Raw genomic sequence first — 18,809 nt, forward strand, 5'->3', positions numbered from 1 at the left:
TATTGGAAGCATATTTATGAGTCAAAGTGATAATGAAAAGATTGTCAATTCGGCGGTTAAAAAGTCAATTATACGGCTTTTACCCTTTTTGGCACTCATGTATGTCATGGCTTATCTGGATCGCGCCAACATTGGTTTTGCAAAAGAGGCATTCCAGGTTGATACGGGACTGAGTAATGCGGCATATGCGTTTGGCGCCGGGGTCTTTTTTATTGGGTATGCACTATTTGAAGTTCCCAGCAATATATTTTTATATAAAGTGGGGGCGCGCTTATGGCTTTCCCGCATCATGGTAACGTGGGGGCTTATTTCAGCTGCAATGATGTTTGCCCATGATGAGAAAACATTTATTATTTTGCGTTTTCTTCTCGGTGCCTCTGAGGCCGGATTCATGCCCGGCGTAATGTTATATCTGACGTTCTGGTTCCCGCTTAATACCAGGGCAAAAGTGGCAGGTTATTTTTGGTTTGGGCCGCCGATCGCGTTTATTCTCGGAGGGCCAGTATCCGGTGGATTATTAACTATCCATGATTTATGGGGATTACATAACTGGCAATTAATGTTCCTGGTTGAAGGATTACTCGCCGCACTTGTTGGGGTGGTCGCATTTTTCTATCTCGATGATAAACCATCAGATAAACGCTGCACATTTCTGACTGCGGAAGAAAAAATGGCGCTTAGCGCCATTATGGAAAAGGAAGAGCACACCAAAACAAGCCATGGCCCACAGGGGATCCTGAAAGCACTGTGCGATCCCAGAGTGCTGTATCTGTGTTTGATCTGCTTTACCATTCAGGTTGGCTCTTACGGTATTGCTTTCTTCCTGCCTTCTCAGGTCGCGGCATTATCAGGGCAAGGCGTTGGCTTCATCGTTGGGGTTTTATCCGGTATTCCGTGGTTATGTGCACTTTTTGCCGCGTGGTATATCCCGCATCTTTCCACAAAGCTGAAAGAACGTCGCTGGATAAGTACAATTACACTGCTCTTCGGTGGGCTTGGTGTTGCATTATCTGGAATGCTTGCAGGTTCGCCGTTCTGGGCTTTTATCGCACTTTGCATTGGCTGCGCAGGCTTGCTGGCCGTCCAACCTATTTACTGGACGTTCCCAACCAGCTATCTCGGTGGTGCCGCAGCTGCATCGGGTATCGCGCTCATTAACTCGCTAGGCAATCTTGGCGGATTCGTGGCCCCCAACATTCGCGTATGGGCTGAGAATGCGTTTGATTCGAATATTGCCGGGCTTTACCTGCTGGGTGGCATTGCGATTATCGGCGCTATTATGCTGGCAGGGATATTCCGCATTGGTATACGGCGTGATTTGGACAGCCCTGCGCCAGAAAAGAGCCACGCTACGGGCTCCTCAGGCTCTGCAACGACGGCAACATCCGCTTCTGTCGACTGATACACATTCTGTTGCTCATCGCATAAAAAGCGCCCTCAAAATGAGGGCGCAATTATTTAGAACGTTTCCCAGTTCTCACCCGCATCCGTCGCCACGGCTTTACGCGGCTGGGTGGTTGTCGATGCCGGTTTTACGGCAGCAACATCACGCGGACGCTGTTGATCATGCTGAATACGGAACACCGCAACGGCCTGAGTCAGACGGCTGGCCTGTTCTTCCAACGCCGCAGCAGCAGCAGCGGATTCTTCCACCAGCGAGGCGTTCTGTTGGGTTACACGATCCATCTCGGCAACGGCCAGACCGACCTGATCGATACCACGGCTTTGCTCGTCAGATGCGGAGGCGATTTCCCCCATGATATCGGTCACACGGGTCACCGCATTAACGATCTCATCCATGGTTTCACCGGCGCTTTCTACCAGTGTTGAACCCACATCGACACGACTGACCGAATCTTCAATCAGACTTTTGATTTCACGGGCAGCCTGCGCACTGCGCTGGGCCAGGTTACGGACTTCACCCGCCACCACCGCAAACCCACGCCCCTGCTCACCTGCACGCGCAGCTTCTACTGCCGCGTTCAACGCCAGGATGTTGGTCTGGAAGGCAATGCCGTCGATCACGCTGATAATATCAGCAATTTTCTGCGAACTGGAAGCGATATCACGCATGGTTTGCACCACGTTATCCACCACTTTTCCGCCTTTTTGCGCCGTTTCTGAGGCACTCAGCGCAAGATGGCTGGCCTGACGGGCGTTTTCGGCGTTCTGTTTCACGGTCGCCGTCAGCTGTTCCATGCTGGCCGCGGTTTCTTCCAGCGAAGCCGCCTGTTGCTCAGTACGTGAAGAGAGATCGTTGTTACCCATCGCAATCTCGCTGGCGCCGCTATAGATAGCGTTAGCGCCATTACGCACATCACCCACGGTGTTCATCAGCTCACCCTGCATGTGACGCAGGCTTTCTGCCAGTTGCCCAATCTCGTTGGACCCTTCTACATCAATGCGCTTTACCAGATCGCCGCTGGCGATATGGCGAATGCTGTCAATCAGACGGTTCATCGGAGAGATAAGAGAAAGTTTAATACCGAACCAGACCGCGACAATCGCCGCCAGCACGGTAATCAGCACGCACGCCAGTACCCACATCGCCTGGCTGTAAGAGCTGTTGTTATCTTCAACCGCAATGTCATACAGGCGGTCATTCTGCTGCATGTAATTGACATATTGCTTCTCAAAACCATCCTGATAGCTTTGCGTCGGTTGATCAAAGAATGCGTTGATCTTCCCTTCACCCAACAGTTGGATCAGCTCCGCCAGCGCACCATGGTAGATGTCATAGGTGCGGTTGATCTCCTGGAAAGCGGCTTCACTTTGACGCGGGTCACGCGGGAGAGACTCATAGACCGCCCAGTTTTTTTCCGTCAGTTTCAGCGCCGTGCTCGCTACCTGCATCAGTTCAGCAACTGTCGCACCGCTGCCGATATTGTTCTGATCCATCATGTAGCGAATACCCGCCCGGTTCAGGGTGTTTCGCGTTTGCAGCAGTTCAACCCAGGTGGCATTCAGCGCAGACTGCTGCTGGCGAATGGTTTGCAGAACGGTAAAGTTCTCTTTGTCATTCTTAAGTGAGTTAAAGAACAACCCGCCCGAGGCCAGTTGTAAAACGCCAAATAGCGCCAATACCAGCAGTAAGCTGGTAACAATCTTCATTCGTTTTAACATGTTTTCTCTTTCCGCTAGACAGATGTCAGAATTTTCGGCCTGGAAAGGGAAAACTTTATGGAATTCGTGCTAACTGAATCGATCTCAGCATCGACGATTCGTCGATCCCCGCAGTCAACCCAGGATCTAAAGGCGTTTCTCAGTGATCTCAATCACATAATTATCCCCGCTCACCGGCACCAGGAACCGCTCACTGACACTTGGGACCGCTTAAGCTGACATACAACCACTCACTTATTTACCTTACTTTACGCGCGTAACTCTCTGGCAAGATCCTCCCAACATAGCAGTCAACTTATCTCCTCAAACACACGATCAACCCCCCAGCGGCCTCGGCCAATTATTAGGTTTTACTATGGATACGAAAAAGATATTCAAGCACATACCCTGGGTCATTCTCGGCATCATCGGTGCATTCTGCCTCTCGGTAGTGGCATTACGTCGGGGTGAACACATCAGCGCCCTGTGGATCGTGGTCGCCTCAGTTTCTGTTTATCTGGTGGCCTATCGTTACTACAGTCTGTATATCGCCCAGAAAGTGATGAAACTTGACCCCACGCGTGCCACGCCAGCGGTCATCAACAACGACGGTCTGAACTACGTCCCGACCAACCGTAACGTCCTGTTTGGTCACCACTTTGCCGCTATCGCCGGGGCAGGTCCGCTGGTTGGACCGGTGCTGGCCGCGCAAATGGGCTACCTGCCCGGTACGCTGTGGCTGCTGGCGGGTGTGGTGCTGGCCGGTGCGGTGCAGGACTTCATGGTGCTGTTTATCTCTTCACGCCGTAACGGCGCCTCTCTGGGTGAGATGATCAAAGAAGAGATGGGCCCGGTACCGGGAACCATCGCGCTGTTCGGCTGCTTCTTAATCATGATCATCATCCTCGCGGTACTGGCGTTGATCGTGGTAAAAGCGCTGGCTGAAAGCCCGTGGGGTGTGTTCACCGTCTGCTCAACCGTACCTATCGCGCTGTTCATGGGGATCTACATGCGATTCCTGCGCCCAGGACGTGTGGGTGAAGTGTCGGTGATTGGTATTGTGCTGTTGGTTGCCTCCATCTACTTCGGCGGCGTGATTGCGCACGACCCGTACTGGGGCCCGGCGCTGACCTTTAAAGACACCACCATTACCTTCACCCTGATCGGTTACGCGTTTATCTCCGCGCTGCTGCCGGTATGGCTGATCCTTGCGCCACGTGATTACCTGGCAACCTTCCTGAAAATCGGCGTTATCGTTGGTCTGGCTGTCGGTATCGTTATCCTTAACCCAGAGCTGAAAATGCCGGCGATGACCCAGTACGTTGACGGTACCGGTCCGCTGTGGAAAGGGGCGCTGTTCCCATTCCTGTTCATCACCATCGCCTGTGGCGCGGTGTCTGGCTTCCACGCGCTGATTGCTTCTGGTACCACACCGAAGCTGCTGGCCTGTGAAACCGACGCGCGCTTTATCGGTTATGGCGCGATGCTGATGGAATCCTTCGTCGCAATTATGGCGCTGGTTGCTGCTTCCATCATCGAACCGGGTCTGTACTTCGCAATGAACACCCCGCCTGCGGGCCTTGGCATCACCATGCCGAACCTGCATGAAATGGGCGGCGAGAACGCACCGCTGATTATGGCGCAACTGAAAGATGTCACCGCACATGCAGCAGCGACCGTCAGCTCCTGGGGCTTCGTGATTTCGCCTGAGCAGATCCTGCAAACCGCGAAAGACATCGGTGAACCGTCCGTTCTGAACCGTGCAGGTGGCGCACCGACGCTGGCTGTGGGTATTGCTCACGTGTTCCACAAAGTGCTGCCGATGGCTGACATGGGCTTCTGGTACCACTTCGGTATTCTGTTTGAAGCGCTGTTCATCCTGACCGCACTGGATGCCGGTACCCGTTCTGGCCGCTTTATGCTGCAGGATTTACTGGGTAACTTCGTGCCGTTCCTGAAGAAAACCGACTCCCTGGTTGCCGGTGTTGTGGGTACTGCGGGCTGCGTAGGCCTGTGGGGTTACCTGCTGTATCAAGGCGTTGTTGACCCGCTGGGCGGCGTTAAGAGCCTGTGGCCGCTGTTCGGTATCTCTAACCAGATGCTGGCTGCCGTGGCACTGGTGCTGGGCACCGTGGTGCTGGTTAAAATGCAGCGCACCAAATACATCTGGGTGACCGTGGTTCCGGCAGTATGGCTGCTTATCTGCACCACCTGGGCGTTGGGTCTGAAACTGTTCAGCACCAACCCGCAGATGGAAGGCTTCTTCTTCATGGCGAATCAGTACAAAGAGAAGATTGCCAACGGTGGCGAACTGACCGCACAGCAGATTGCCAACATGAACCATATCGTCATCAACAACTACACCAACGCCGGCCTGAGTATTCTGTTCCTGGTGGTAGTGTACAGCATCATTTTCTACGGGTTCCGTACCTGGCAGAAAGCCCGCACTATCAACGGTCGCTCTGATAAAGAGACGCCGTATGTACCGGTGCCGGAAGGCGGCGTGAAGACCTCTTCACACCACTAACCTGAAGCCGGGCGGCGCACAGCGCTCCCGGCCTCGATCACTTAGTGCCGCAGGCGTAATTGGCGCAGTCAGTTTGACTGCGGACAGCGCGCAGCAACCGGAGCGTACACGCAGTACGTGAGGATTGCGAGCACTGCCCGCGGTCAAAATGGCAAGTGAAATAGCCTGCATCTACGAGCTCAACATATATCCGGGGCGTTTTATGTTTGGTACTTTAGGTCAGGCAAAAAAGTATCTCGGTCAGGCGGCGAAGATGCTGATTGGCATTCCGGACTACGACAACTACGTCGAGCACATGAAGACCAACCATCCCGATAAGCCGTACATGACCTACGAAGAATTCTTCCGCGAGCGCCAGGAAGCCCGCTACGGTAGCGGCGGAAGCAGTTGCTGTTAGAAGGAGAAGTGAATGACCCCGATTGCAGTTACCCTACTCACTGGTTTTCTCGGCGCGGGTAAAACCACCCTGCTGCGCCACATTCTCAACGAGCAGCACGGCTACAAAATTGCCGTTATCGAAAACGAATTCGGCGAAGTCTCGGTAGACGATCAGCTGATTGGTGACCGCGCCACGCAGATCAAAACCCTGACCAACGGCTGCATCTGCTGCACCCGCTCCAGTGAACTGGAAGACGCCTTGTTAGACCTGCTCGACAACCTCGACAAGGGGGCGATCGATTTTGACCGTCTGGTGATTGAGTGCACCGGCATGGCCGATCCCGGCCCGATTATTCAGACCTTTTTCTCCCATGAAGTGATTTGCGAACGCTACCTGCTGGACGGCGTGATCGCGCTGGTTGACGCGGTGCACGCCGATGAACAGATGAACCAGTTCACTATCGCCCAGTCGCAGGTTGGCTACGCTGACCGCATCCTGCTGACCAAAACCGATGTGGCGGGTGTTAGCGAGAAACTGCGTGAGCGCCTGGCGCGTATCAACGCCCGCGCCCCGGTGTATACCGTTACCCATGGCGACATCGACCTCTCGCAGCTGTTCGACACCAACGGCTTTATGCTGGAGGAGAACGTGGTCAGCGCCAAGCCGCGCTTCCACTTTATCGCCGACAAGCAAAACGATATCTCCTCGATCGTCGTCGAACTGGATTACCCGGTGAATATCAGTGACGTGTCGCGAGTGATGGAAAACCTGCTGCTGGAATCCGCCGAGAAGCTGCTGCGCTACAAAGGCATGCTGTGGATTGAAGGCGAGCCCAACCGCCTGCTGTTCCAGGGCGTTCAGCGCCTGTACAGCGCCGACTGGGACCGCCCATGGGGCGACGAACAGCCGCATAGCACGCTTGTGTTTATCGGCATTAATTTGCCGGAAGATGAGATCCGAGCCGCGTTTGCGGGATTGAAGAAGTAAACAACCGCTCCCTTTTATTTGTGAAAGGGAGCAAATATCTCCGAAGCAAATATCTCGCATCACGCTTTCTGTTTGTAATATTGTCTGTTAATGTCATTAACCATGATGAATTCATGTTTTTATTAATATCCATCAGAATATTAATTTAGCATATGTATATAATTTTCATGAATTGGTAGGCGTAACATGGCAATCATTATTCCCACAATAAGCAGTTGTAGCGAGAAAATTACTGCCGGCGAGAAAAGACTGGCAAGACTTCTGGAAGGGGGACTCAGCGAACAGTGTACCTGCTGGTATGACACCCGAATGGGGGACAAACAAGAGCATCCGGATTTTGTCATTCTAACCCCCGAAAAAGGTTTGTTATTTATAGAAGTGAAAGACTGGTTTATTACAAAAATTAAATCCGCCAACAAATCACATATTCATTATGAAACTAAAGACGGCATTCAACCGTTCAAAAACCCGCTCGAACAGGTTCGTCAATATACCTTTCACACTATCGATAGCCTAAAAAAAGATCCGCTGCTTCGCCAGCAGCAAGGAGATTATGAAGGGCACTTTATTATGCCGTATGGATTCGGTGTTTATTTGAGCAATATCACCCGAACACAGCTAGAAAAGAGTTTCACTCCCGAAGCGCTAAATGAACTATTCCCAGCCAGTCAGGTTATTTGCAAAGACGAGCTCAGCGAGTTTATGACCAGGGAACAAATCTCTGCCCGGCTCGAATCCCTTCTCAGACATAACTTCGCTCATCACACAACACCACAGCAACTCGACCGTATCCGATGGCATCTATATCCCGATGTACGCATTAACGCATCCGTTACGCAGGTTGCTCTGGACAATTTTACGTTCCACACCCCTGATGTGGTTTGCATGATGGACAGGAACCAGGAACAACTCGCCAGAAGCATGGGTGCAGGACACCGCGTTATTCATGGCGTGGCAGGATCCGGTAAAACGCTCATTTTGCACCACCGTTGTATTGAGCTTGCCAACAATATTGAAAACACCAAGCCGATCCTGGTAATTTGCTACAACATCACACTGGCCAAAAAACTCAAATCACAGCTTGAGCAGCACACTTTAAGACTTCCCGTCGAAGTCATCCATTTTCATGCCTGGTGTTATCAGCAGTTAAATGCACATCATTGTCTTCCGCCGAAAAGCAAAAACTTTATTGAGCTGATGGAAAATGCGCTGACGGTGGCATTTGAAGAGGGGATTATAAAACCGGAGCAATACAGCGCAGTCCTGATAGATGAGGGACACGATTTCAAACCGGAGTGGCTGAGAATACTCGCACGTATGCCGGACAACAAAGATAACTCACTTCTTTTCCTCTACGATGACGCCCAGTCTATCTACCAGAAAAAGAAAGCCCTCGATTTCACACTCTCTAGTGTCAATATTAAGGCCCTCGGCCGCACTACGATCCTGAATACCAACTATCGTAATACCCGGCAAATACTCCATTTCGCCAGCAGCATGGCGTTTAACTACCTCAATAATCACATTGAAGCCGCGCTCAAATACCAACAGCCCGATGCGGGTGGATTGTCCGGAAATTACCCGGCACTGGCCAGCTTTGATAATCAGGACGAGGAGATTACCCACGTTCTCGACTGGGTTACAGAGCAGCGGCAGCAAGGGGTTGCATGGTCAGAGATCGCCATACTTTGCCCTTCAACCTACAGCATTTCGGGGATGCTGGGGCCACGTCTCGCGGCACGTAGCATCCCCTACCAAATGATTGTGACCAGCGATGACAAAAAACACTGGTCGCCGCAAAATGACTTCCTTTGTGTAATGCCTTTACCAAGCAGTAAGGGGCTTGAATTTCACTCAGTGGCTATTATGGATGCCGCAAAGGAAAGGGATGAGGAAGATCTGAGTGATGACATCAAGCGGCTGTATGTCGGATTTACCCGCGCGCGCCAGAATCTTTTGGTGACAATGCACGGGACAGGGAACTTGCACGACCATCTTATCAACACCTACGAAAATAGCGCAAAGGTGATTTAACGCAGCCACGCCAGGAATCCGTAAACATTCCCCTCTCCCTACAGCGGAGAGGGATGAATTCTATTTTTACCCCTCCAACTGCGTTACAACCCACTGTTCACTGCCTGACTCCGGCTTCTTCAATGCCTTCACGCTGATGAAGGTGGTAACCGGTTTGTCATCCCGGCATGATGCCCGGTGGCGCTACGCTTACCGGGCCTGGAAATTCCGCTCCTTGTAGGCCGGATAAGGCGTAGCCGCCATCCGGCACTCAATGCCCCAGTATAGGCTATTTCTTGTTTTGCTCGCGCAGCATCGCCTCGCGCAAAATGGCATTGAGTCGCGTCTGATACCCTTTTCCTGGGCGTTTCAACCACTCCATCACATCGGCATCAATGCGCACCGAAGCCTGCGTTTTCAACGGACGGAAAAACTTACCGCGATTAGCCTCTGACCACTGCTCATCTTCGGTCACGGGAATGTCGCTGTAATCAATATCATCGTCCGGTTTATTCGCCAGCGCCTTCAGTTCAGCCTCATGCTGAGCACTCAGCGCGGATACATTGCCGCGTTTATGTTTAACCATGCTCATAACGATTCCCCGTCTTAATTTGTGCCTTGTTTGCATCCCACTCAAACTCCATTGGCATGTATTTCATCCCTGATTGTATATACAAAAATGTATCTACAATTATCCTGCGTTTATGCCTGGATTGTTGGAAATAGCTTCACCATTTGACGATCAGGGATTGAATTTTGTAGGCCGGATCAGGCGCAGCCGCATCCGGCACTGGCAGTTTTCATCCCGATAAGTGATTCATCCCATGGAATTTTTCACCTGGTGTGGCAAGCTATTGCCATTGCACTCGTTAAGGGACCAACGTGAAAAATTACAAAGTAATTACCCCGCTTTTTCCGACCTATGCCCAGGTAAAAGCGATGATGAAAGCCGTTTCAGGCTATTCCCTGAAAGCAGTGCGCGATATGATTACCGCCATTCACGAGCAAACCAGTACACCGCAACAACCCGTTGACTGGTCCGAACCAGATCTGTGGATCAGCGAACGCTTGTCAGGTGAAGATGCCGAAATCGCCCGCCGTATCTGGGATACCGATAACCATATTCTGAACCCACGCCACAGCTACGGCTGCTATTTGTTCCTCAACTACCCGCAATTTGACCTGATGAAAAGCACGCCAGATGATACCTGGCAACCGACTCCCCGTGGGCAACAATTTCTGCATGATGACGAAAAGACATTGCGTTCGCTTGACGATCAGGAAGGCATCCTGCAGCTTCTGGAACTGCTGGCTGGTCGGGAAATGTCGCGTCGCGCGGATTTACTTCCCGAATGGCAGGCCTTTTTGCACCAGCACTCCAAATTTGCATCTGCCAGTTCAGTAAAAAGCACACTCTACTCTCGCCTCAATAACCTGATCGATCGCGAAATGGTGAACCGCGAAGGCATGAGCTATCGCATCACCGATGCCGGGCGAGCCTGGCTTGGTAAAGCGCTGCCGGCGCGAAAAAGCGATCCGCGTAAAGAGCTTTTGGACGCCGTGAAGCGCTATAACGAACAGCAAAAAGAACTGCTGCGCGAGCAAATCAGCACCATGAATCCGTACAAGTTTGAACATCTGGTCGGGCAATTACTGGAAGCGATGGGCTACGAACAGGTTGAAGTGACCAAAGCCTCCGGCGATAAAGGCGTGGATGTGATTGGTCAGGTTCAGGTGGGCATCACCACCATCACCGAAGTCGTACAGGTGAAGCGGATGCAAAATACCATTACCCGTCCGTACATCGATCAGCTGCGCGGCGCGCTTCCCTATCACAAAGCCATTCGCGGCACGCTGATCACCACTGGCAAGTTTGCCGCCAAATGCGCAGAAGCAGCGCTGTTTCCTGGAGCCGCCCCTATCACGTTGATTGACGGCGATCGCCTGCTTGAAATGTTGATTGAAAATAACGTTGGGATTCGCCGCAGCAATGCGGTCGAGCTGCTGGATGTCGATTTACAGCTGTTTGATGAGTTGGAGATTGAGTAACGTGCAAAACGCGGTAGCAAAGCCATTTCTGTTCATGGCTTGCATAACAATAATGTGTAAAATCAGAGCAATCCCATTATCGGTAGAGAACGGACATGGCTGACCTGAACCTGAGTACCCTGACGGAAGCAGACATCATCACCAAACGCGTTATGCCCGCCATCCTTGATGCTGGCTGGAACGACACAACGCAAATCAGACAAGAGGTCAAACTCCGGGACGGTAAGGTCATCGTGCGCGGCAAAGTCGCGGCGCGTAGAACGGTGAAATCCGCCGATATCGTGCTGTATCACAAGCCGGGGATTCCGCTGGCGGTGATTGAAGCCAAAGCCAACAAGCATGAAATCGGCAAAGGGATGCAGCAAGGGATCGAGTACGCGCGCCTGTTGGACGTTCCTTTCGTCTTCGCCACTAACGGCGACGGTTTTATTTTCCGCGATGCCACGGCAGCCGAAGGCGAGTTGCTCGAAAAAAGTATTACCCTCGACGAGTTTCCATCCCCAGCCGAACTCTGGCACAAGCTCTGCGTCTGGAAAGGCTACACCGCAGCTCAGCTGCCGGTAATTACCCAGGACTACTACGACGACGGCAGCGGCAAAGCGCCGCGTTATTACCAGCTACAGGCCATCAACAAAACCATTGAAGCCGTTTCCGCCGGGCAGAACCGCGTTCTGCTGGTGATGGCAACCGGAACAGGGAAAACCTACACCGCCTTCCAGATTATCTGGCGCTTATGGAAAGCGAAAAGTAAGAAGCGGATCCTGTTCCTCGCCGATCGCAACATTCTGGTTGATCAGACCAAAAACAACGATTTCCTGCCGTTTGGCACGGCGATGACCAAGGTCACCGGGCGCACCATCGATCCGGCATTTGAAATCCATCTCGCACTGTACCAGGTCATCACCGGCCCGGAAGAAGATCAAAAAGCCTTTAAACAGGTGGCCCCGGATTTCTTTGACCTGATTGTGATCGACGAATGCCATCGCGGCAGCGCCTCGGAAGACAGCGCCTGGCGCGAAATCCTCGACTATTTCAGCGCCGCCACGCAGATAGGCTTAACCGCCACGCCGAAAGAGACCCATGAAGTCTCCAGCACCGATTACTTCGGCGACCCGGTGTATATCTACTCGCTCAAAGAGGGCATCGAAGACGGCTTCCTCGCCCCTTATAAAGTGGTGCGCGTCGATATCGACGTCGATCTTCAGGGCTGGCGCCCGACCAAAGGCCAGACGGATAAAAACGGCGAGCTAATCGACGACCGCATCTACAACCAGAAAGATTTTGATCGCACGATGGTGATTGATGAGCGCACCGAACTGGTGGCGAAAACCATTACCGATTACCTCAAACGCACCAACCCGATGGATAAAACCATCATCTTCTGTAACGACATCGATCACGCTGAGCGGATGCGCCGTGCGCTGGTCAATCTCAACCCGGAACAGGTCAAAAAGAACGACAAGTACGTGATGAAAATCACCGGCGATGACGACATTGGCAAAGCCCAACTGGATAACTTTATTAACCCGAAAAAAGCCTATCCGGTTATCGCCACCACCTCCGAGCTGATGACCACCGGCGTGGATGCCAAAACCTGCAAACTGGTGGTGCTGGACCAAAACATTCAGTCGATGACCAAATTCAAGCAGATCATCGGTCGCGGCACCCGCATCGATGAACGCTACGGCAAGCTATGGTTCACCATCCTCGATTTCAAAAAGGCTACCGAACTGTTCGCCGACGAACGCTTCGACGGCATCCCGGAAAAGGTGATGGACACCACGCCGGAAGACATCGCCAACCCGGACTCTGATTTTGAAGAGCAGTTCGACGAGCACGAAGAAGAGGCCGAAGACGACATCACCGGGGCCGATGAAGATCCCGCGCCGTATACCGTCACCAGCTCAGACGATGTCGGCCCACTGCCAGAAGACGACGAAAACAAAGTGCGCAAGTTCCACGTCAACGGCGTCGCCGTCGGCGTGATCGCCCAGCGCGTGCAGTATTACGATGCCGACGGCAAACTGGTCACCGAATCCTTCAAAGACTACACCCGCAAAACGTTGCTCAAAGAGTACGCCTCGCTGGATGATTTCACCCGCAAATGGCAGGACGCCGAACGCAAAGAGGCCATCATCAAGGAACTGGAGCAGCAGGGGATTATCTGGGAAGTGCTGGCGGAAGAGGTCGGTAAAGAGCTCGACCCGTTCGACATGCTGTGCCACGTGGTGTATGGTCAGCCGCCGTTAACCCGCAAAGAGCGGGCGGAGAACGTGCGCAAGCGCAACTACTTCACCAAATACTCCGACGCCGCGCAGGCGGTGCTGAATACGCTGCTGGATAAATACGCCGACGCGGGCGTGCAGGAAATAGAGAGTATTCAGGTGCTGAAGCTCAAGCCGTTCGACAGCATGGGTACGCTGCCGGAGATCATTAAAAGCGGATTCGGCGACCGTAACGGGTATAATCAGGCCATCAGCGAGCTGGAGAGCGAAATCTACCACTTACCGCCCCGCTCCGCGTAACCACTCCCCTTTTGCGCCTTCTGCTGCCACCGCGTAGCAGAAGGCCTTATTGTTAATGAAACATGGAATACATCATGTCAATCAGCTCAGTGATCAAATCATTACAGGACATTATGCGCAAAGACGCCGGCGTGGACGGCGATGCGCAGCGTCTCGGCCAGCTCTCCTGGCTGCTGTTTCTGAAAATCTTTGACGCCCAGGAAGAGGCGCTGGAACTGGAGCAGGATAACTATCAGTACCCGATCCCGCAGCGCTACCTGTGGCGCACCTGGGCGGCGAACGCCGAAGGCATTACCGGCGATTCCCTGCTGGAATTCGTCAACGATGACCTGTTCCCGGCGCTGAAAAACCTCACCGCGCCCATTGATAAAAACCCGCGCGGCTTTGTGGTCAGACAGGCGTTCAGCGACGCCTATAACTACATGAAAAACGGCACCCTGCTGCGTCAGGTGATCAACAAGCTCAACGAAATTGACTTCACCAGCGCCAGCGAACGCCACCTGTTCGGCGACATTTACGAACAGATCCTCAAAGATCTGCAATCGGCGGGTAATGCCGGTGAATTTTATACCCCGCGCGCCGTCACTCGCTTTATGGTCGATCGCGTGGATCCGAAGCTCGGCGAGTCGATTATGGACCCGGCCTGCGGCACCGGCGGCTTCCTCGCCTGCGCGTTCGATCACGTAAAAAACAAATATGTGCAGAGCGTGGCCGATCACCAGACGCTGCAACAGCAAATCCACGGCGTGGAGAAAAAGCAGCTCCCGCACCTGCTGGCGACCACCAATATGCTGCTGCACGGCATCGAAGTGCCGGTGCAAATTCGTCACGACAACACCCTTAACAAGCCGCTGTCGTCGTGGGATGAACAGCTGGATGTCATCGTCACCAACCCGCCGTTCGGCGGCACCGAAGAAGACGGCATCGAGAAGAACTTCCCGGCAGAGATGCAGACCCGCGAAACGGCGGATCTGTTCCTGCAATTGATTATTGAAGTGCTGGCGAAAAACGGCCGCGCGGCGGTGGTGCTGCCGGACGGCACGCTGTTTGGCGAAGGCGTGAAAACCAAGATCAAAAAGCTGCTCACCGAGGAGTGCAACCTGCACACCATCGTGCGTCTGCCGAACGGCGTGTTTAACCCGTACACCGGGATCAAAACCAACCTGCTGTTCTTTACCAAAGGCCAGCCGACGAAAGAAATCTGGTTTTACGAGCACCCGTACCCGGCGGGCGTGAAGAACTACAGCAAAACCAAACCGATGAAGTTTGAAGAGTTCCAGGCCGAGATCGACTGGTGGGGCAACGAGGCCGACGGCTTCGCCAGCCGCGTCGAGAACGAGCAGGCGTGGAAGGTCAGCATCGACGAGGTGATTGCCCGCAACTTTAACCTCGATATCAAGAACCCGCACCAGGCGGAAACCGTCAGCCACGATCCGGACGAACTGCTCACACAGTATGCGAAACAGCAGGAAGCGATCCAGACCCTGCGCCACCAGCTGCGCGATATCCTCGGCGCGGCGCTCTCCGGTAAGGAGGCCAACTGATGGCGGTGGAAAAACTGATTGTCGACCATATCGACACCTGGACCACTGCGCTGCAAACCCGCTCTACGGCCGGGCGCGGCCGCTCGGGCAAGATCGATCTGTACGGGATCAAGAAGCTGCGCGAACTGATTCTTGAGCTGGCGGTGCGCGGCAAGCTGGTGCCGCAGGATCCGAACGACGAACCGGCGTCGGAATTGCTGAAACGTATTGCGGCGGAAAAAGCCGAGCTGGTGAAGCAGGGGAAAATTAAAAGGCCCAAGCCGCTGCCGGAGATTAGCGAGGAAGAGAAACCGTTTGAGCTGCCGGTGGGATGGGAGTGGGTGCAGTTTGGTAGCATCTATGAAATGGAATATGGTAATAATTTACCTCAAGAAAAAAGATCTAATTCTGGCGAATATAATGTATATGGCTCCAACGGAATTGTAGGTACACACAACGAAGCATGCGTTAAATCACCATGTATTGTTATCGGCAGAAAAGGTTCAGCAGGGGCATTAAACCTCTCAGATCAGTCTGCCTGCTGGGTGACAGATGTTGCTTACAGTACTATCCCCCCAAGTGCGATGAATCTAGAGTTTGTCTTTATACAATTTCATACCTTGGGCCTCGATACTTTGGGAAAAGGAATTAAGCCCGGCTTAAATCGTAACGATGCTTATAATTTAACAATAGCGATTCCACCTCAAAGCGAACAGAAAGCCATCGTATCAAAAGTAAATGAATTGATGATCCTATGCGACCAACTGGAACAACACTCCCTGACCAGTCTGGACGCCCACCAACAACTTGTTGAAACCCTGCTAACCACGCTAACCGACAGCCAGAACGCCGATGAACTGGTCGAAAACTGGGCGCGTATCAGCGAGCATTTCGACACGCTGTTTACCACCGAAGCCAGCATTGACGCCTTAAAACAGACCATTCTGCAACTGGCGGTGATGGGCAAAATAACGACGCCGAAAATATCTTCCTCTACAAAGAACAAAAATACAACCGCAGAAAATAACTCTACTTTCAGTGATCTAATGCAATATATTCCAGCACATTGGAATCTTTGTACTTTGGATCAGATATCAGCAGCTATCATAGATTGTCCACATTCGACTCCTAAATGGACAGAACAAGGTTTTATTTGTGTAAGGACAAATCAATTTAAACCAGGATATCTAGATTTAAATAATTCAAGATACGTCAGCGAACAAACTTATATTGAACGAACCCAACGCTTAGAACCTTCGCCTGGTGACATACTTTATAGCAGGGAAGGTGGAATATTAGGGGTTGCATGCCGAGTTCCCGAAAAAGTCAAGATTTGTCTGGGGCAAAGGATGATGCTAATTAGACCCATGGAAAATATTTCTGCTGAGTATCTTGAGATTGTATTAAACAGCCCTTTAATTACCTCTTTGGCTCAACAAATGACCACTGGAGGAGCTGCTCCAAGAATTAATGTTTCAACTGTAAAAGGGTATCCCATTCCTTGCCCTCCAATTGAAGAGCAGAATCAGATAATTGAAAAAATCAATGAACTGAATGGAGTTTGTGAGCAATTAAGATCACGCATCCAATCCGTCCAACAAACCCAGCTCCACCTGGCCGACGCCCTCACCGACGCCGCCATCAATTAACCCGCCCCCATAAACCAATAAAGCGGCTAAATAGCCGCTTTATTCCCATCACCAGAAATAATCCTTCCCTTTATCCCCGCCGTTATTTTCATTCATTTTCAGCTGGACTTTCCTTCTATTCCCTGATGATATATCCAGGTATTTTTCGCAAGACGCCCGTGCTGCAACACGAGCGCCCCGCTAATCACAATCACTATTTAACGAGAATAGCCATTATGACTACCCCGCATTCTATTGCAGAATTCACCGATCCAGAAGTCTCCCCGGCAAATAATCGTCTGGGCACCGTCAGCTATGCGAGCCGTTATCCGGATTACACGCATGTCCCGGCGATTATAATGAAAGGCCAGTGGCTGGAAGCCGCCGGTTTTACCACCGGCACCCCATTTGATATCAAAGTGATGCCCGGCTGCATTGTATTAACGGCAAAGCTGCCGGAGCCGGAAGAACCCGCGTTATTGCAGTCGCTGCGTCGGGTGTGCAAGCTGTCTGCGCGTAAGCAACAGCAGGTGCAGGAGTTTATCGACGTGATTTCGGCGAAGCCGCGCAGGCAGGGATAACTTCTAAGATGCCAGACGGCGCTCAGGAGTATAAGCGTCATGTATTGATTGCATTACGGCTCAGGGTGACATCATTTTATCCAGAGCCATTTACTCAAGACCCTAAGCGATAATCCCAATCATCAGAGTGGACTATATTCCCATCATGATAGTGCCAGGTAATCTTCTTGTAGCGGAACTGGGCAAGTTCAAGATGGGTCTGTTTTTCGTAATAAGGATCTTTAACATCGTGCATTAGTGAAAAAATCGTAACGATTTTCACATCTTCCAGGGTTATCGTGAAATAGACCTCTTCCTGACCAGCATCATTTATTCGATAGAGATCAATAGCCGCTTTCCTTAATATTTCTCCGGTACTTAATGCTTTATACAAAAACACACTAGAAGCATCAATTTCCTTTTCAATTAAAAATGGACGATGTTGACGTTTACTCAACACCCTTCCATTATGCAAGTCAGAGTTGTAACTCACATTATGATACAAACCTAAAACCTCGATCTGATTTTCACGGTCTTTTACCATCACACTACCTTTGATAACATTACCAGCATCATCGATTAGTGACATATATCCAGGGATAGCCATTTATAAATCCTTATTAAAGGGAACAGAATTTTCGACAGTATTGATCATAACCGCAATACACTGCTTCCCTTCTGCCGTTTTGACCTTATACATTTCTCTGATGGAATTAACAAATAGCTTATTCATTTCTTCTTCTGACTCAGGGAAAGAGGCAAATGCACATATCTGCTCAATAGTCAGCAATGGTCTGTTATCGCTGAGAATAGCCAGAACACCGACTGGGTTATGTGGAATGGCTTCAGAAACCGCCCCCTGCAAATCCTCCGCAGTACTGGCATCTACTCCGGATTCCAGAGCACTTGCCACCGTTAACCAGTCATTATTACCTTTGCTAATTTCAGGAATAATATGGTTCCACCATTCTGATTCATCGTCATTATAAAGTTCGTGTACAACGGCATTTGCTCCTTTTTCATTTATCATCTGCAGAAGCTGAGGTGCAGTATGCTCTGTAGCGCAGGAGGCACCCGAAAGCATAAATAGAAAGAAGATAATAATAAATTTCATTATCTTACCACCAAAATTGTATCACCCGAATCGTAAATGGTTTGGCGCTTATCTTGTCCATTCATAATGATACATCCTGCAGATGCCGTTCCCGGTGGCAGCCCTTTTTTATCACCATGAATTTCGAAATGATCTCTGCCAAAAGTATTGGTCCCTGCAATAGGTTCGAGGATAATAGCGGAGGGACTTTTGTGATTATTCCATCCTGCAATAAAATAAACACCTCGTGGAATGGGCCCCTTGTTACGAATGTGTTCACAGTTCGGTTTATCCTTTGATTCACCGGCACCACTGTAACAATAAGCAATTAACTTACCGTTATGACTCAGTATACCTGTCGATACTTTATATTCCCATGTCATATGATTTTACACCCTTTAAAATATAATAATCACGCTTATC

15 protein-coding genes are annotated in these 18,809 nt (G+C 51.3%); 10 read left to right on the plus strand and 5 right to left on the minus strand.

The features are described 5' to 3' along the window. The first annotated feature begins 106 nt into the window (after positions 1 to 106). A complete protein-coding gene (locus tag HV261_RS22795; protein WP_442781060.1) occupies positions 107 to 1,402 on the plus strand; it encodes an MFS transporter in 1,296 nt (431 codons plus the stop codon). Between the two features lie 56 nt (positions 1,403 to 1,458). Here HV261_RS22795 and tsr read toward each other — a convergent pair whose 3' ends face one another. Further along, positions 1,459 to 3,123 (minus strand): methyl-accepting chemotaxis protein, encoded by a 1,665-nt coding sequence (tsr, locus tag HV261_RS22800; RefSeq protein WP_202039592.1) that lies wholly within the window; start codon positions 3,121 to 3,123, stop codon positions 1,459 to 1,461. A gap of 355 nt (positions 3,124 to 3,478) precedes the next feature. Between tsr and btsT the strand changes: the two genes are divergently transcribed. From btsT to HV261_RS22820, 4 genes are all read left to right on the plus strand, one after another. After that, entirely contained in the window at positions 3,479 to 5,629 is a 2,151-nt protein-coding gene (gene btsT / locus HV261_RS22805) for a pyruvate/proton symporter BtsT (RefSeq protein ID WP_115601038.1), read from the plus strand. Positions 5,630 to 5,831: 202 nt separating this feature from the next. Then, the gene (locus HV261_RS22810; protein ID WP_003830038.1) at positions 5,832 to 6,026 is read left to right on the plus strand and encodes a YbdD/YjiX family protein; all 195 of its coding nucleotides are present in this window, start codon (positions 5,832 to 5,834) and stop codon (positions 6,024 to 6,026) included. 12 nt (positions 6,027 to 6,038) lie between these two features. Further along, the gene (gene yjiA, locus HV261_RS22815) at positions 6,039 to 6,995 is read left to right on the plus strand and encodes a GTPase (protein ID WP_202039593.1); all 957 of its coding nucleotides are present in this window, start codon (positions 6,039 to 6,041) and stop codon (positions 6,993 to 6,995) included. A 186-nt stretch (positions 6,996 to 7,181) separates the two neighbouring features. Continuing rightward, positions 7,182 to 9,029 carry a UvrD-helicase domain-containing protein gene (locus HV261_RS22820; protein ID WP_202039594.1) on the plus strand — a complete coding sequence of 616 codons (1,848 nt, stop codon included), beginning with the start codon at positions 7,182 to 7,184 and terminating at the stop codon, positions 9,027 to 9,029. Between the two features lie 268 nt (positions 9,030 to 9,297). Here HV261_RS22820 and HV261_RS22825 read toward each other — a convergent pair whose 3' ends face one another. Continuing rightward, positions 9,298 to 9,600: a BrnA antitoxin family protein gene (locus tag HV261_RS22825; protein WP_202039595.1), complete on the minus strand. Its 303-nt coding sequence runs from the start codon at positions 9,598 to 9,600 to the stop codon at positions 9,298 to 9,300. A gap of 290 nt (positions 9,601 to 9,890) precedes the next feature. Here HV261_RS22825 and HV261_RS22830 point away from each other — a divergent pair, with 290 nt between their 5' ends. The 5 genes from HV261_RS22830 to symE all read left to right on the plus strand — a co-directional run bounded on the left by HV261_RS22830 (position 9,891) and on the right by symE (position 17,314). Next, positions 9,891 to 11,057 carry a restriction endonuclease gene (locus tag HV261_RS22830; protein ID WP_202039596.1) on the plus strand — a complete coding sequence of 389 codons (1,167 nt, stop codon included), beginning with the start codon at positions 9,891 to 9,893 and terminating at the stop codon, positions 11,055 to 11,057. A 95-nt stretch (positions 11,058 to 11,152) separates the two neighbouring features. After that, positions 11,153 to 13,582: an EcoAI/FtnUII family type I restriction enzme subunit R gene (gene hsdR, locus HV261_RS22835; protein ID WP_202039597.1), complete on the plus strand. Its 2,430-nt coding sequence runs from the start codon at positions 11,153 to 11,155 to the stop codon at positions 13,580 to 13,582. A 74-nt stretch (positions 13,583 to 13,656) separates the two neighbouring features. Beyond that, entirely contained in the window at positions 13,657 to 15,126 is a 1,470-nt protein-coding gene (locus tag HV261_RS22840) for an N-6 DNA methylase (RefSeq protein WP_202039598.1), read from the plus strand. Continuing rightward, complete coding sequence (locus tag HV261_RS22845) at positions 15,126 to 16,754, plus strand: restriction endonuclease subunit S (RefSeq protein WP_202039599.1); 1,629 nt, start codon at positions 15,126 to 15,128, stop codon at positions 16,752 to 16,754. The genes HV261_RS22840 and HV261_RS22845 overlap by 1 nt, the downstream gene beginning before the upstream one ends. Positions 16,755 to 16,969: 215 nt before the next feature. Next, positions 16,970 to 17,314, plus strand: coding sequence for an endoribonuclease SymE (symE, locus tag HV261_RS22850; RefSeq protein WP_202039600.1), 345 nt, complete (start codon positions 16,970 to 16,972; stop codon positions 17,312 to 17,314). Between the two features lie 94 nt (positions 17,315 to 17,408). On the opposite strand, the gene tssD is transcribed toward symE, so the two are convergent. The 3 genes from tssD to HV261_RS22865 are packed head-to-tail and all read right to left on the minus strand — an operon-like array spanning position 17,409 to position 18,769. Continuing rightward, positions 17,409 to 17,900 (minus strand): type VI secretion system tube protein TssD, encoded by a 492-nt coding sequence (gene tssD / locus HV261_RS22855; RefSeq protein ID WP_202039601.1) that lies wholly within the window; start codon positions 17,898 to 17,900, stop codon positions 17,409 to 17,411. After that, positions 17,901 to 18,407, minus strand: a complete 507-nt coding sequence (locus HV261_RS22860) for a hypothetical protein (RefSeq protein ID WP_137383834.1) — start codon at positions 18,405 to 18,407, stop codon at positions 17,901 to 17,903. It abuts the gene before it with no gap. Beyond that, on the minus strand, positions 18,407 to 18,769 hold the full coding sequence (locus HV261_RS22865) for a tlde1 domain-containing protein (RefSeq protein WP_202039602.1): 363 nt from the start codon (positions 18,767 to 18,769) through the stop codon (positions 18,407 to 18,409). The genes HV261_RS22860 and HV261_RS22865 overlap by 1 nt, the downstream gene beginning before the upstream one ends. Between the last annotated feature and the right edge of the window lie 40 nt (positions 18,770 to 18,809).

The organism is Citrobacter sp. RHBSTW-00671 (assembly GCF_014103415.1).
Taxonomy (GTDB): Bacteria; Pseudomonadota; Gammaproteobacteria; order Enterobacterales; family Enterobacteriaceae; genus Citrobacter.

Bases quoted from the DNA above. Each gene is read 5' to 3' on its own strand.
- HV261_RS22795 (WP_442781060.1), top strand. From the start codon at position 107: ATGGCTTATCTGGATCGCGCCAACATTGGTTTTGCAAAAGAGGCATTC.
- tsr (WP_202039592.1), bottom strand. From the start codon at position 3,123: ATGTTAAAACGAATGAAGATTGTTACCAGCTTACTGCTGGTATTGGCG.
- btsT (WP_115601038.1), top strand. From the start codon at position 3,479: ATGGATACGAAAAAGATATTCAAGCACATACCCTGGGTCATTCTCGGC.
- HV261_RS22810 (WP_003830038.1), top strand. From the start codon at position 5,832: ATGTTTGGTACTTTAGGTCAGGCAAAAAAGTATCTCGGTCAGGCGGCG.
- yjiA (WP_202039593.1), top strand. From the start codon at position 6,039: ATGACCCCGATTGCAGTTACCCTACTCACTGGTTTTCTCGGCGCGGGT.
- HV261_RS22820 (WP_202039594.1), top strand. From the start codon at position 7,182: ATGGCAATCATTATTCCCACAATAAGCAGTTGTAGCGAGAAAATTACT.
- HV261_RS22825 (WP_202039595.1), bottom strand. From the start codon at position 9,600: ATGAGCATGGTTAAACATAAACGCGGCAATGTATCCGCGCTGAGTGCT.
- hsdR (WP_202039597.1), top strand. From the start codon at position 11,153: ATGGCTGACCTGAACCTGAGTACCCTGACGGAAGCAGACATCATCACC.
- HV261_RS22840 (WP_202039598.1), top strand. From the start codon at position 13,657: ATGTCAATCAGCTCAGTGATCAAATCATTACAGGACATTATGCGCAAA.
- HV261_RS22845 (WP_202039599.1), top strand. From the start codon at position 15,126: ATGGCGGTGGAAAAACTGATTGTCGACCATATCGACACCTGGACCACT.
- symE (WP_202039600.1), top strand. From the start codon at position 16,970: ATGACTACCCCGCATTCTATTGCAGAATTCACCGATCCAGAAGTCTCC.
- tssD (WP_202039601.1), bottom strand. From the start codon at position 17,900: ATGGCTATCCCTGGATATATGTCACTAATCGATGATGCTGGTAATGTT.
- HV261_RS22860 (WP_137383834.1), bottom strand. From the start codon at position 18,407: ATGAAATTTATTATTATCTTCTTTCTATTTATGCTTTCGGGTGCCTCC.
- HV261_RS22865 (WP_202039602.1), bottom strand. From the start codon at position 18,769: ATGACATGGGAATATAAAGTATCGACAGGTATACTGAGTCATAACGGT.